This is a genomic window from Edaphobacter sp. 12200R-103 (genome assembly GCF_010093025.1).
In the GTDB taxonomy this organism is placed as follows: domain Bacteria; phylum Acidobacteriota; class Terriglobia; order Terriglobales; family Acidobacteriaceae; genus Edaphobacter.
Map to the genome: position 1 here is coordinate 235,895 of NZ_CP048114.1, position 14,498 is coordinate 250,392.

The following is a 14,498-nucleotide window of genomic DNA, read 5'->3' on the forward strand; positions in this document are numbered from 1 at the left end:
TTTGCCGTGTGCGGCTGCGGCAGCTATGTTGCTGGCAGGGCCTGTGACGGCAAGCGGATTGGCTGGCCAAGGGAATCCACCTCAGGGATCGCAGCAGCAGGCGAGCCCGACTCAACCCGTTCAGCCGTCTCTCACGGTAGATCGTGATCCTGTGGCGTCGCCAGATCCTGACATATCTCCATCCCATGCCGGGGAGATTCAGGCGCCTGAGGGACCTTCTGGACCCATTCATCGGGGAGCCGGAGGAAAATACACCCTTCGCACAGACGCATATGAGGTCCGGCTGAACGCCACGGTCCTGGATTCCGATGGCAAGTCGATCCTCACTCTCAATAAGGACGACTTCAAGGTTTTTGAAGACGGCGTTCCCCAGACCATTGCCTCCTTCCGGCACGAGGATCTTCCTGTCTCTGTGGGAATCCTCATCGATAGCTCAGGATCGATGTACGATAAGCGCGCAGCGGTCGAAGAGGCGGCGTTGGACCTGATCAAGCTGTCGAACAAAGAGGACGAAGCCTTTGTGGTTGACTTCTCCTGGGAGGCGTTTATCGATGCGGACTTCACCAACAACATCGATAAACTCCGCGAAGGCTTGAACTACGTTAAGTCCAGTGGAGGAACGGCAGTCTACGACGCTCTGGTTGCCTCGGCGGACTATCTGGCGAAGAACGCCAAGCATCCAAAGCAGGTTCTTTTGGTGGTTACCGACGGCGAAGATAACGCTTCCAGCGCTACGCTCGAACAGGCAATCCGCCGTATTCAGGACCTGGATGGTCCGGTGATCTATTCGGTCGGCCTGCTTTTCGGGCAGGACACTGACAAGCGGGAGTCGCGCCATGCCAGGAGAGTTCTGGAGACCTTGAGTGAACAGACGGGGGGCGTAGCTTATTTCCCGAAGTCGCTCAAAGAGGTCAATTCGATCGCGGCCCAGGTGGCGCAGGACATCCGGACCCAGTACACGATCGCGTATCACTCGACCAAGTCACCGACACTGGGTGGTTATCGGCAGATTCGGGTGGAGGCGAAGGCGAAGGGAATGGGCAAGCTCTCGGTCCGTACGCGAACCGGATATTACCCGCACATAGCATCCGATGCGGCTGCGGAGGGACAGGCTACGTCTGCTGCATCTCAACCAGATGAGGCGTCGAAACGGCCCTGAAGATGCGTATTGCACAGACGGTTACAGAGTTGGTTGGGCAGACACCGATGGTGCGCCTGAGGGCGCTTGAGCCTGAGGATGGAGCAGAGATCTGGGCCAAGCTGGAGTACCTGAATCCCGGTGGAAGTGTGAAGGATCGGGCCGCGCTTGGCATCGTGCTCGATGCAGAGCGTCGCGGCGTCCTTACTCCGGGTTCGACGATTGTGGAGGCCACCGCTGGAAACACGGGCGTCGGGCTGGCGCTGATCGGCGTCAATCGGGGCTACCGCGTCGTTCTCTATGTTCCGGAGCAGTTTGCGGAGGAGAAGTGCATCCTGATGCGCGCGCTTGGAGCGACGGTTGTCAGAACTCCTGCGGAGGAGGGTATGGCTGGCGCAATCCGCCGGGCTCTGGAGTACGAATGGCAGACGCCGGGCGCCTTCGCTGCGCTTCAGTTTGAGAATCCAGCCAATCCGGACTTCCACGAGCAGACCACCGCGGTCGAGATATGGGAGCAGATGGAGGGTCACGTCGATGCATGGATCTCGGGGGTCGGTTCCGCAGGCACATTTACAGGTGTAGCGCGTTTTCTGAAGAAGAAGAGATCCCATATTCAATGCATTGCGGTTGAGCCGCAGGGAAGCATTCTGCAGGGTGGAGAACCCGGGCCACATAAGGTGGAAGGAATCGGAGTTTCGTTCATTCCGGCGACCTTTGATGCGGGTGTTTGTGATCGGGTGATGCGCGTCATGGACCCTCCAGCGTTCGAAATGGTGAAGCGGCTGGCGGCCGAGGCCGGAGTGTTTGCCGGTTCCAGTGCCGGCGCGATGGTGTCTGCCGCTGTCGATGTGGCACGGGAACTTGGTCCAGAGCAGCGTGTGGTGACGATTATTCCGGATTCGGCGGAGAGGTATCTTTCGAAGGGAATCTTTTAGAAACTCCTGCGTGAAGACTCGTTCGGTGGCTCGAGGGATACGTTGGCCCGGCCGAACGAAATATAGGGATTTTTCGCCTGCGGCTCAGAATGAAGGTTTTAGGAGAGGTATTTGGAATGCTAAAGAAGACAGGTTTTGCCACGCGGGCGATTCATGACGGCCAGGAGCCAGAGAAGCTGACCGGAGCCGTCAACGTCCCCATCTTCCTGACCTCGACCTACCAACAGGAGGAGATCGGCAAGCATAAGGGTCACGAATATGCCCGGCTGACGAACCCGACGCGCGATGCCCTGGAAGAGAACCTTCGTTCGCTCGAAGGTGGCGCCAGTGCACATGCCTTCGCCTCGGGCATGGCCGCGATCACGGCGATGTGCACCATGATGAAGACGGGCGATCACATTGTCTGCTCGGACAACGTCTACGGTGGCACGCAGCGTGTCTTCGACCAGGTGCTGGCAAACTATGGGCTAACATTCACGTACGTCGATACCAGCGTTGCTGAGAACGTAGCGGCGGCGATACGTCCGGAGACCAGGCTGGTCCACGTGGAGACGCCGACGAATCCGATGATGGCGATCACGGATATCCGGGCTGTGGCCGATATCTGCCATGCGAGAGGCGTGGAGCTGAGCGTCGACAACACTTTTCTTTCTCCGTATCTGCAGCAGCCTATCCAACTGGGCGCGGACATTGTGATGCATTCGACCACGAAGTTTCTGAATGGCCATTCCGACGGCCTGGGCGGCGTTCTGGTCTGCACGAAGCCCGAGCAGGCGGAGCGGTTTCGCTTTGTGCAGAAGTGCACGGGGGGCATACTATCTCCGTTCGAAAGCTATCTGTTACTGCGCGGTGTAAAGACACTGGCAGTGCGGATGAAGCAGCATGACGAGAATGGCCGCGCCGTTGCAGAATTTTTTGCCGGGCATAAATCGGTCGAGCGGGTCTTCTATCCGGGCCTCAAGGATCATCCTCAGCATGAGCTGGCGACCCGGCAGCAGAGGGGGTTCGGCTCGATGATCTCAATCGAGCTTGGTTCGCTGGAGAGGGCCAATGCATTCGCTCGCAGGCTGAAGCTTGGTTATCTGGCTGAGTCCCTGGGTGGGGTGGAGACGCTTGTCTGTCACCCGGCCACAATGACACATGCAGCGATTGGGGCCGAGGGACGGGCGCGGCTCGGGATCACCGACGGCCTGATGCGGATCTCAGTCGGGATCGAGGATGTTGAGGACATCATCGCCGATTTCGATCAGGCGCTCGCGGTGTAGTACCGCCATACAGCGTCTATCCGCACAGAGCACGCCAACGCGAGTGAAGATAACGGTTCCAGTACATCAGCAGGCCGGTGACGGTCAAAACGGGAAGGCTGAAGCCGAGCAGCGCCCAAATGACCTTGACCGTTGTTCCCCAGAGGGTGCCGAAGTGAAGAGGGTACATCAGCCAGAGGAACCAGTCGCCGAAGGAGCGGTTTTCGCCATAGTGCCAGAGGGTAAGGAGTTTTCCTGAGTGGCCGTCAAAGGTGAGGATGTCGCGATGCGAAAAATCGCCGGGTGCGCCGCGGTCCATGTAGACGGTGAAGTTATCGCCGGGCTTTTGAGGAAGGCTGAAGCCTTCAAGCAGGCCGGATGATGTGTTGCGAGCGGTTGCGAGGATATCCGGGATCGGCGCGATTGAGGTAGAGGCTTCAGATACCGCCTTTGGCAGCTCTGGCTCTTTCATTCCCACGACGGGGGAAACAACGTTTACGACGGCTGCGACTTTTTCCGGCATGAGAAAGTAAACGGCAGTCAATCCCCACCAGCTGACGATCAGAAGGGTCCAGATGCCAATGGCGCTGTGAGCGTCATAGTTGATCCGCTTCCAGCGATGGCGGAGAGAGATGAAGAACCCCCGCGTCCAGAGCTTTACGCCGGGCCACCAGAGGACCAGTCCGGTGAGAGCGAGGATAAGCAGGCCGATTCCTGCGACGCAGTTGACGATGAATCCTTTTGGGCCGGCGAGAAGGAAGATGTGCAGATCGAGGACAAAGTCGATGAAGAGCCTGCCGCGATGGGTGTAGGGCGCTCCGGTTACGGGATGGGCATAGGCCAGGTCCGATCTGCCCTTTGCGTTCTGGAGATAGATCGCCCACCAGGGATTGGAAGGTTGAGGCTGTGCGATATAGGTGATCTGTTGATCGGGAAACGCGCGGTGAGCCTGAGCGATGACGGACTCAACGGGAGCGATATGGATCGGGTCGAAGGAAACGGCAGGCAAGGAGGCTTGGCGGATTTCATCCTGAAAGACGAGGATCGATCCGCTGAGGCCAATGACGAAGATGTAAAGGGAGAGCAGGACGCCCAGCCAGAGATGAACCTGGAAGATCGCCCTGCGCAGCCAGAGCTTACGTGGGTGATGGAGAAGTGTTGTGAGCATGCGACGGCCTAGAAGTTCCAGGAGACGGTTCCGCGAATGACGCGTGGCTCGCCGGGTTTGACGTAGACATCGCTGTAGGAGCCTGCCCAGTAGCGCTTGTTGCCAAAGTTGTTGACGTTGAGCTGCCACTGGGTGGGGCCGCGGCGATAGGTGACCGATGCGTCGACGATGCCGTAGCCGGGAAGCTGGAAGCTGTTGGCGAGATCGCCGGACTGGTCGGTGTAGTGCCGACCGCCGACTCCGAAGCCCAGGCCGCGGGCAAACCCGCGCTGGATATCGTACGTGCTCCAGATATTGAAGATATTTTTGGGAGCGTTGATGGTGGGAGTTCCGACAGGCAGTGTCGTGTCATGCGTGACGATGGCGTTGACGTAGGAGTAGGCGGAGGTGAGATTCCAGCCGGGAAGGGGATGGAGCGTTGCCTCTAGCTCCACGCCACGGCTGCGCTGAGTACCGGTAACGAGATAGAAGTTGGGATGATCAGGGTCGCTGGTAGAGACATTTCCTCGCTCAAGCTGAAAGAGCGCAACGGTGGTGATCAGTTTGTCTGCCCAGAAGGAGCTCTTTGCGCCACCTTCCCACTGCTGGCCGCGTTCGGGTGCGATAAAGGCGCCACTGATGGAGCCGTCATAGATGAAGCCGGACTGCGGCATGAAGGATTTGCTGAAGCTGGCATAGAAGGCCGTCGATGGGATGGCTTGCCAGGTTATGCCGATACGCGGTGTAAGCCCGGTATCGTTCTGGTTTGGCGAGCCCTTGTTCTCGTTCTTTGCAAAATCGATACGACCACCGGCGGTTATCGTGATGTGTTGCGGCAGGCGGATATGATCCTGCAGGTAGATGCCGGTGTACTGGGTGACGGTATTGCTGGTGGTGTAGAGCTCGACCGGTTGTAAGGGATTGGCCCCATAGACGGGGTGGTACAGGTCGAGGGGCTCATCCTTCCCAATGTAACCGCGGGCTGTAGCGGGATGACGGTAGTAATCGACGCCGAACAGGGCACTATGTTCCATCTTCCAAAAGCTGCCGTGGGCCTCAAAGTTCGAATCGACTTCGTGATTCTCCCAAGGACCGTGCCAGGAGAGCGGGTAACGATAAAGGGTGCGCTGGTCGGCGCCCAGGAAGGATGGGTAGTAGATACGGTTCCAATCCTGTTGATACCAGGCGAAGCGTGCGTTCTGCCGGAATGAAATGAACTCGTTGATGGCGTGGCGGAACTGATAGCCGAACTGCTGGTTGGCTTCGGAGAACTTGTTTGCGTTAGCTTCGAGCTCACCATCGTAGGTGCTGATAGCGATCGGGCCGTTGATATTGGGAAGAGCAGTTCCAAGTGCGGGCAACGGCATCGCATTGCGACCGTTGTCCCGTTGTACCCGGCCGAGCAGGGTGAGGGAGGTTCCGGCAGCGGGTTTCCACGTGAGCGACGGCGCGATGTAGTAGCGATGGCGGAAGGCGTAGTTCACGTAGGAGTCCGCTGAGTGGTAGAGAGCGGTGAGGCGGCCGTAGACAGTGTGAGAGGAGTTGAGCGAGCCGCCTACGTCAATCGCGGGGTCGACGAAGCTGAAGGAGCCTGCGGTGAGCTGCACGTGCGCGAAGCGGTCCGGCACAGGCTTACGGGTAACGATATTGACCAGTCCGCCGAGGACGCTCTGGCCGTAGAGCGCGGAAGAGGGTCCTTTGAGGACCTCGACCGATTCGAGAGCCCAGGGCTCCTCCATCATTCCATTGCCGCCGCGAAGGCCGTCGATGTAGGTGTTGAATGAGGCATCGAAGCCGCGGATGCGATAGTAGTCCCAGCCGTCGTAGTAACCGCCCGGCATAACTCCGGCAACATTCTTAAGCGCGTCGTCGAGCTTGACGACATTCTGTGCATCCATGATCTGCCGGTTGACGACGGTGATGGCCTGAGGAGTTTCGGAGAGCGGCAGATCGGTTTTGGTTCCGCTGAGGGTCTCGGCTACGGCGTACTCGCTGCCGGCAGAGACGGTAACGGAGTGACTTACCTGACCGATTTCAAGCTGGAGGTTCAACGGGGTCGCCTCGGAGGCGGAATCCACGTGAATCTCGCGGTTGAGATTGGAGAAGTTCAGAGCCTGGACCTGGAGGTGATAGTTGCCATCAAGGATGGTGATGCTGAAGGCGCCGACTCCATCCGTGGTGGTGCTGGTGACGAAGTTTCCGCAGGTGAAGGTAAGCCGGGCGTTGCCGATGGCAGCTCGCGTGGGATCGGTGACAAGGCCGGAGAGCTTATGGCTGCCGGTGCTGCTGTTATCGCATGGAACGGCACTCTCAGCGGCGGCCGAAGCCGGGTCCGCAGGCGCTGGGCCTGACTCAGCCAGTACGCGATGCGCGGGATAGAGCGAGATCAAAAGAGCAAAGCACACAGCCCTGAAGGGGCAAGACGAAAAGGAGCGCAATAAAGGTTGGAACGTAGGCATGGCATCTTTCCTGGCAATGGATGCTGATGATGACGGCAACTTCTCCCCTTCAGGAGAAGCAGCGAACGATATAAGACTAGATTGATCCTATTTATATAGGACCATTTTGGTCTTAATCAAGTTAATCCAAAGGACAGTTTGGAAAAAGAGTGAGAAGACAGGTTTGAGGAAGAGGAGTATGGTTTCTGGTAATGCTTCTATTAGTTTTCGTTATGGGGAGCGGCCATGTTTCTTACGGACGAGCAGGAGCAGCTAAGAAAGGAAGTCCGGGCTTTTGCGGAACGGGAGATCGCGCCGCATGTTGCGGAATGGGACGAGAAAAGCGAATTTCCTTCTGCTGTTGTGAAGAAACTGGGTCAGATGGGGCTGATGGGCGTTTTCTTTCCCGAGGAGTTGGGCGGCGCCGGGATGGGGTATGTCGAATACGTCGTGGCGATCGATGAACTTTCGCGGGTGGATGGAAGTGTGGGAATCATCGTGGCCGCGCATACCTCCCTTTGCACGAATCACATCATGCTTGCGGGGAATGGCGAGCAGAGGGAGAGGTGGATTCCGAAGCTGGCGAGCGGCGAATGGCTTGGGGCCTGGGGGCTGACGGAGCCAGGTTCCGGCAGCGACGCTGGGGGAGCGCGCACGACGGCAGTAAGGCGTGGCGATTGCTGGGTCCTGAATGGAACGAAGACCTTCATCACCAACGGAGGCCATGCGGACTGCGCGGTGGTGCTGGCGGTGACGGACAAGGAAAAGGGCACGCATGGCGGCATCTCCGCCTTTGTGGTGGAGAAGGGGGCGCGGGGATTTCGGCCAGGGAAGAAGGAGAACAAACTTGGTCTGCGAGCGAGCGATACCTCGGAGCTGATCTTTGAGAACTGTGAGGTTCCAGCGGAGCATCTGGTGGGAAAAGAGGGCGAGGGATTTAGAGACGCGATGCGTGTGCTGGATGGAGGAAGAATCTCAATCGCAGCGCTCAGCGTCGGGATGGGGCGGGGCGCCCTGGACGCCGCGGTGAAGTATTCGCAGGAGAGGAAGCAGTTCGGCAAGACGATCTCGGAGTTTCAGGCGATCCAGTTCAAGCTGGCCGATATGGCGACGGAGCTGGAAGCTGCATGGCTGCTGACCATGAGAGCGGCACAGATGAAAGACAAGGGCATGCGGGTGACGCGGGAGTCGGCGATGGCCAAGCTGTATGCGAGCGAGGCAGCCTGCAGGATCTGCGATGAGGGATTGCAGATTCATGGGGGGTACGGGTTTATCAAGGATTATCCGGCGGAGAAATTCTACCGGGATGTGCGTTTGTGTCCGATTGGAGAGGGGACGAGCGAGATTCAGCGGATGGTGATTGCGCGGGAGCTGCTGGGCAAGGCTCCGAGTCGGGGTTAGGGGTATCCGAAGCTGTCACAAACGAAATTGTGCATTGGGCATCCTGCAAAACCCACCTTAGATTCGCGAAGGTGGGGCACCCGCGTGGCTCTACCGAAATCATTGTGATTGCATGTGCGAAATCGACCGCAAGGATGTCTATATGGAAGCGGCTAGACCTCGAAGCGCTCCCAGCGTTCGCGCATGCTATCCATCAGTTCGTCGTAACGGTCAGCGTGGCGGACGGGGGTGAGCAAGGGATCCCAGCGGCTGACCATGGGATAGTTGATGAAGCCTTTGCTGATCGCCTTTTCAATCCAGTCGAGTGAGGCCGCAGTGTCGCCCATCAGTGCGTAGCATTGGGCCAGGTTCCAGGAATAGTGGGGGTCGCAGGCAATGATCTGCAGGAGATCATCATGGATGACTGCGGCGAAGGCTGCACGGTCGGAGGCAAGAGCTGCCTGCATGACAGCCCCGAGCTGCGAGAAGAAGTGCGCCGGATCGATTTGCTGGATTGCCTGGAACTGCGTGATCGCCTCCTGATCGCGCCGGAGAAGAGCGAGGATCTGGCCTCGGCACCAGAGCAGCATGGTGTTCGACGGATCGAGCCGGATGGCCTCTTCAAAGGATGGCAGGGCTTCGGCGAAATCGCCGCCCATCAGCGAGAGCAGGCCGGGAATGAAGCGATAGACCGGGGTGAGCGGGTCGATCTCCAGGATACGACGAGCCAAAGGCATGGCGGCGTGCGCCTTTCCGCTGAGCCCGCAGACGGCTGAGTACCAGCTAAGGGTGTCGGAGTCGTTGGGATCGGCGGTGATGGCGCGCTTGAGGAGGTGGACGGCGCGCTGGCTGTCACCCTCCTGCACGCTGATGAGGCCGAGCAGGCGATGTGCGGGGGCGGAGTTGGGATCGATCTCGAGCGCCTGGGTGGCACAGTCGCGTGCTTTGGCAAGATACGAAGTGTCTGAGGAGATGCCGGCGTTGATGTACTGCCAGTAGACCTGACCCTTGGTTGCGAGCAGCAGGGCATTTTTACCGACGATCTTTTCGCCTGTATCGAGATATTCAAGAGCGCGCTCGAGTCCATCGGCGGTGTAGTTGAGGATCTCATGCTTCGCCATCAGGTAGAAGCGGTACGCCTCGACGTCCGGCAGTGGACGCTCGTGCATGTGTTTCTCCTCGGCAGGGGTCAGCTTAATCTTGAGAGCGCTGACGATCTGGCGGGAGATGTTTTCCTGGATGGCGAAGACATCGTCCAGAGTGCCGTTGTACTTGTCGGCCCAGAGCAGGGATTCGCTCTCGGGATCGATGAGTTGGGCGGTGACCCGAATGTTCGGTTTGCCATCACGCTCGGTGTTGTTGAGCCGGACGGAACCTTCAAGGACGTAGCGAACGTTGAGGTCACGCGCGATCTTGCGCGGGGAATCGTGCGTTCCCTTGAGCTGCATTGCCGAAGCCCGGCAGATGATGCGTAGAGAGTGAACGCTGGAGAGATCGGTGATGATCTCCTCGGTCAGCCCATCGCAGAAATAATCGGTATTGTTGTCGGCGGGCAGAGTCGTAAAAGGCAGCACGACGACAGAGGGCGAATCGATGTCGCGCTTGTAGTCCACCAGCATGGTGGGAAGGGTGAAGGTGTAGCTGGAGCGTGCCTTGGAGAAAGGCTCAAGCGCCTGGATAAACTGGGTCGCCTGCTGGTAGCGGTCCTTTGGGTCTTTGGCGAGTGCGCGCTCGATGACCTGGAGGATGGCGGAAGGCAGGTCAGAGCGGAAGTCGGCCAGAGGACGGGGAGGCGTGTGAAGGATGGAATCGAAGACGGCGTAAGGTGTGGTGCCCGGGAAAGGAAGAGACGTGGTGAGCATCTCGTAGAAGACGACACCGGCGGCCCACAGATCGGCGCGATGGTCGACAGGCCGGGAGAGGACCTGCTCGGGCGCCATATAGCTGATGGTGCCTACCAGGACTCCAGTCTCAGTCATGGCGCGGGCGATGTGCGGCCGTCGGGCCAGGCCGAAGTCGACGATTTTGAGCTCGCCATCGGAGTTGACGATCAGGTTGGATGGCTTGATGTCGCGGTGAATGATGCCTTTGCCGTGAGCATGTTGCAATCCGGAGAGCAACTGAATGGCGATGAGTGAAGCAGTGGAAAGGTCGAGGGGGGAACGTGTGATCTGCTGGGCAACGGTTTCGCCCTCGTAGAAGGCCATGACCAGGATGATTTGGCCGTCGGGAAGCTCTTCGATATGGTGAATGCGGCAGATGTTGGGGTGGTCGAGCACGCAGGCTGCGCGGGCTTCCTCAAGCAAGCTGCGCTTGAGCGCAGGATCGGAGATGGCTGAGGGCGCTACGCTCTTTAGAGCAACCGTGCGGTGAAGAAGAAGGTCTTCCGCCTTGCACACAACACCCATCGCCCCCGCGCCGAGACGTTCGAGGACCCTGTAGTGCGAGATGGTTTGACCTTCAATCATGAACTGCCATGTGTGACTTTCTTATGAGGCCCTGAGGGTGTGCAGCCTGAGTTCCGGCGAGGTGGAGTGCAAGGCCAGCAACTCTTCGAAGACAGAGGCGACACCGTCAATCGTGTGAAAGGCGCTGAGAGCAACGTACATCTGCTGCTCTTCTGAGAGCGGCATGGAGTCCAGCGTCCGGTTGAGGTCCGCGATGTGATGGGGATCATTATCTGCATGCGCCATGAGACAGCGGAATGCGGTCTTTGGAAGACGGGTACGTCTGCGGATGGCTTCCAACTGTTCGGCCAGGGGTGGGTAGCCTTCAAGAACGATCAGGTATCCGAAAACAGTGACAGGATGAATGTGAAGGGCCCAGAAGTACTGTGCGCCGAGCAGAGAGACGACCGCCGGAAGCGGTGGCGTAGAGGCGACCTGTGCCGGAGTGATTCCCAGGGTGCCGATATCGTCCAACAGCCAGTCGTCGTGGTCTTTTTCCTCGAGAATGTGCTGCTCAAGGTAGGGAGCGACGATGCGGGCGACGGGATCATCCGGCAGGGTGAGGGCACGATCCCGCGCAGTCTGCATCAGTTGCAGGCCAGCCTGCATGACGCGGTGCAATTGCACGAGAAAGATCGGCAGCAGCCGGGTGAGCTCCGGATGGTTCCAGAACTCATCGCTGGCAACGTTCAGCCGGCCTTCGGCGAGACGGATTTTCGCCCAGAGGACGTCGCTGTTTGAGGGGGGCATGGGAGATTTTCCAGGGAATGCCAGAACAATCGTCGGATCGAGGGCCGCAGATGGAAGTCAGCGGCCCTCACGAGAGCATCAGGATCGCAGACTAGACCGGAAAGTTCGGGCGTGCCCCAGCCTTGGTGTCGAGCGGCGCATCGCCCAGCTTCTTGCGCAGCTTGATGAGCGTGTTGACCTCGGCGGCACTCAGCTTATTGATGACAGACAGATCGTGGTCGGCGACGTTTTCCTGGGGGATGACTCCGGCGGCGGTGAGGCGCTCAATGTTCGAGACCCTCGGGGTGGATTTCTTCTTCACGACCTTCTTCGCCGGGGCCTTCTTCGCCGGGGCCTTTTTGACGGCGTTCTTAGCGACGGCCTTCTTAGCCGGTGCTTTCTTAGCGGACTTCTTGATAGCTTTCCTGGTTGCCACGGTCTTTCTCCTTATAAGCCTGAGTTCTTCTCAGGACAGACGAGCGCTGATACGGGCCCGAAACAAACACAAAATGCAGATGAGTCTTGGGCAGAAGTATACGTGATGCATGGAGAGTGATACGAGGCTTTCGAGAAGAAGTTTTTGAGAATAGCCGATGTGCTATTGCGCGCCACTGGAGGGAATGGATATCTGCACGTAGTTTCGGCCGGCATAGAAGCGAAAAGTTTGTCCGTCCGGCGACGGGAGAATCTGCAGCGGGGTGGGACGATGCAGTGCAGCATCATGCGAGGAGCCGGCGGTAAAGAGGTCGTGTCCACCGATATCCATGACGACGAACTGATTGTTGGCGATAAAGCCGCAGCCGTAGGCACCTGGGGCGAGCCGATGGCCACCGATCAGAACCGGCGATTCTGTGATGAGGTAGGCCTGGTACTTCTGCTGTACGGAGCTGGAGTAGCCGGAGGTGTCGACTAAAGCGGCGAGGAGCAGGGCGTCCTTCGAGAGGCGGATACCCGCAGAGTTACGCGCCTGGATGGAGGCGGACTGTCCACGGAAGAAGACGGAGGAGGGCAGGATGGCTCCAGTCTCGGGGGCCTTCAGGATCGTGGAGGTCGCATTCGAAGCAGTTGCCTGCGCCATAGCAAGCGGAGCGCAGAGAGGCAAAGACAGAGCGATGATAAGAAATCGGCGTAGCATGCGCTGCCATCGTACTTCTGTTCCGGGACAGCTGCAACGGGAGAGGCTTGTTGCCGGCCTAAAATCCCCGGCGCATGGTCGAGACGGCGGTTTCTGTGGCTGGACGGTGGGGTGCAGGATCGCTGATCTGCAGCCGATTCAGGACGGGATCGGGATCGTAGTCGCGGTATGCAGCAGCCGCGGCTCGTCTTTTGGCCGTCTGCGCTATCAGGCTATTCATTCTTAGATAGACAGCGTTCGTCCAGCCGAAGCCGACGACATTGCTCTTGTATCCGGTGGCTACCGCGACATTGGCCGAGCCGCTGACCACGTTGTACTTCTCGCGGATGGTGCCGTCGTGGAGGAAGTTTTCGAGGATGGTGCCGGAAAATTTGCTGGAAATCCGTACGGCATCGGCGTCGAAACCATACTGTGAGAGGCCTTTGACGGTGAGCCAGGTAGTAGGGGCCCAGCCGAAGGGGAGATCCCACTGAGTCCCGGAGTCGAAGTCGCTCATGGCTATCCCGCCTGCCCTCTCGAAGAGAGGAAGATGCAGGCGAAGCTGCGCCGCCTGTGTGGGAGTGGCCAGCCCAGCCCAGATAGGATAGAAGGCGGTTATATAGCTGTAGGTGGATGGCCGCTGGTGGACGAAGTCATAGTCATAGAACATGCCAGTCTTCGCATTCCAGAGGTATTTGTTGATGGCCTGCCTGCGGGCGGCGGCGCGGCGGTTCCATTCAGTTGCTTCGTCGGGTCGATGCAGCAGCGTGGCAAAATGCGCCATGTCGCGCTCGTATTTATAAAGGAGGCTGTTCAGGCAGACGGGGGCATAGTCCTGGGTGGAACCGCTGAAGGGGCCGAAGCGGAAACTGGTGTCAAAACCGGATTCGCGCATGGCGCGGTCTCCACGATAGAAGGAGGCGGTGAGGCGATGACCATCCACGTGTGCCGTGGCGCAGACTTTCGATAGAGCGATATCACAGCTGGTCTTTGCCAGTTCGACGGCCTGGGTGGGCGTGGGATCGTCGGGAGCTTCGATCAGATAGTCGGTGTGGACACTGGGATGGGAGAGCAGCCAGCGGATGACATCGGGATAGTACGTGCTGTCGTCGGCCATCTCCGGCACCGGTCCTGCACCCACGTCAAAGTAGCGCGCCAGACCGGTATCCCCGGCGAGATGCGGTTTGGTGACCCAGACGGTGTAATCCCGTTTGGCGTAGTCGTAGGCGCGGGCGAGCCAGGCGCGGGAGACCGGGTGGCCGTAGGGATGCTCGTAGACCTCTCGGATCATCGAGGTCAGAAAGGGCGGCTGCGAGCGGGTGAGCATATAGGTGCGGTTGGCGTTGAGGATAGAGCCGTAGTTTTCGATCTCGAAGAAGAAGTTTTCAACCATGTCGAGGGCCACATCGGTGCGATGATCGGCGACCAGTCCAAGGACAATAAAGTAGCTGTCCCAGCCGTACATCTCGTTGAAGCGACCTCCGGGGACCACGTAGGGATGGGGCAGATAAAGAAGACCTTCTTCAGTAAGGTCTGAAGCGGTGACATCTCCCATGTGGGTGATCTTCCGGGGAAGATTGCGCACCTCTACCTTGCACTCACGCTGCATGGCAGCGACGGAGGGCGGGGTGGCCATACCGGAGGGAAGATACAAAACGGGGATGGTGGTGACTTTGAGGTCGACGACCGACTTGCAACTGTACATGGACCGCGACAGGGTGTTCCAGCCGTTGTGAATGTAGGAGAGGATCTTCGCTTTATCGGCCGCAGAGTGGCCTTGAGGCTCTGCTACTGCGAGTGAGCAGAAGAGCAGCAGCAGCGTGGGTAGGCGAAGGAATCGCTTCATCAGAAAATCTCCGCTATTTTGGTTCGCGCGACTGTGAGTATTGTAAGTGGCCAGAAAGGGGCGATCCATCCGTGCTGACA

11 protein-coding genes are annotated in these 14,498 nt (G+C 58.7%); 4 read left to right on the forward strand and 7 right to left on the reverse strand.

Annotated features, from left to right (window positions below; translation table 11 throughout):
• Position 1 precedes the first annotated feature (1 nt).
• The 3 genes from GWR55_RS01115 to GWR55_RS01125 all read left to right on the forward strand — a co-directional run bounded on the left by GWR55_RS01115 (position 2) and on the right by GWR55_RS01125 (position 3,338).
• Complete coding sequence (locus GWR55_RS01115) at positions 2–1,159, forward strand: VWA domain-containing protein (protein ID WP_238398564.1); 1,158 nt, start codon at positions 2–4, stop codon at positions 1,157–1,159.
• 2 nt (positions 1,160–1,161) lie between these two features.
• On the forward strand, positions 1,162–2,073 hold the full coding sequence (cysK, locus tag GWR55_RS01120; protein ID WP_162400611.1) for a cysteine synthase A: 912 nt from the start codon (positions 1,162–1,164) through the stop codon (positions 2,071–2,073).
• Positions 2,074–2,189: 116 nt separating this feature from the next.
• Positions 2,190–3,338 (forward strand): PLP-dependent aspartate aminotransferase family protein, encoded by a 1,149-nt coding sequence (locus GWR55_RS01125; RefSeq protein ID WP_162400612.1) that lies wholly within the window; start codon positions 2,190–2,192, stop codon positions 3,336–3,338.
• A 16-nt stretch (positions 3,339–3,354) separates the two neighbouring features.
• Here the strand turns inward: GWR55_RS01125 and GWR55_RS01130 are convergent, their stop codons facing one another.
• Positions 3,355–4,485, reverse strand: coding sequence for a PepSY domain-containing protein (locus GWR55_RS01130; RefSeq protein WP_162400613.1), 1,131 nt, complete (start codon positions 4,483–4,485; stop codon positions 3,355–3,357).
• 8 nt (positions 4,486–4,493) lie between these two features.
• Positions 4,494–6,923, reverse strand: coding sequence for a TonB-dependent siderophore receptor (locus GWR55_RS01135; RefSeq protein ID WP_162400614.1), 2,430 nt, complete (start codon positions 6,921–6,923; stop codon positions 4,494–4,496).
• Between the two features lie 225 nt (positions 6,924–7,148).
• On the opposite strand from GWR55_RS01135, the gene GWR55_RS01140 reads away from it, so the two are divergent.
• Positions 7,149–8,303: an acyl-CoA dehydrogenase gene (locus tag GWR55_RS01140; protein WP_162400615.1), complete on the forward strand. Its 1,155-nt coding sequence runs from the start codon at positions 7,149–7,151 to the stop codon at positions 8,301–8,303.
• Positions 8,304–8,455: 152 nt separating this feature from the next.
• Here the strand turns inward: GWR55_RS01140 and GWR55_RS01145 are convergent, their stop codons facing one another.
• From GWR55_RS01145 to GWR55_RS01165, 5 genes are all read right to left on the reverse strand, one after another.
• On the reverse strand, positions 8,456–10,750 hold the full coding sequence (locus tag GWR55_RS01145; RefSeq protein WP_162400616.1) for a serine/threonine-protein kinase: 2,295 nt from the start codon (positions 10,748–10,750) through the stop codon (positions 8,456–8,458).
• Between the two features lie 21 nt (positions 10,751–10,771).
• Complete coding sequence (locus tag GWR55_RS01150; protein ID WP_162400617.1) at positions 10,772–11,479, reverse strand: iron-containing redox enzyme family protein; 708 nt, start codon at positions 11,477–11,479, stop codon at positions 10,772–10,774.
• Between the two features lie 91 nt (positions 11,480–11,570).
• A complete protein-coding gene (locus GWR55_RS19035) occupies positions 11,571–11,894 on the reverse strand; it encodes an aroma-sacti cluster domain-containing protein (protein WP_202925555.1) in 324 nt (107 codons plus the stop codon).
• A gap of 162 nt (positions 11,895–12,056) precedes the next feature.
• Positions 12,057–12,593, reverse strand: a complete 537-nt coding sequence (locus GWR55_RS01160) for a hypothetical protein (protein WP_162400618.1) — start codon at positions 12,591–12,593, stop codon at positions 12,057–12,059.
• 58 nt (positions 12,594–12,651) lie between these two features.
• Positions 12,652–14,418 carry a trehalase family glycosidase gene (locus tag GWR55_RS01165; protein ID WP_162400619.1) on the reverse strand — a complete coding sequence of 589 codons (1,767 nt, stop codon included), beginning with the start codon at positions 14,416–14,418 and terminating at the stop codon, positions 12,652–12,654.
• Between the last annotated feature and the right edge of the window lie 80 nt (positions 14,419–14,498).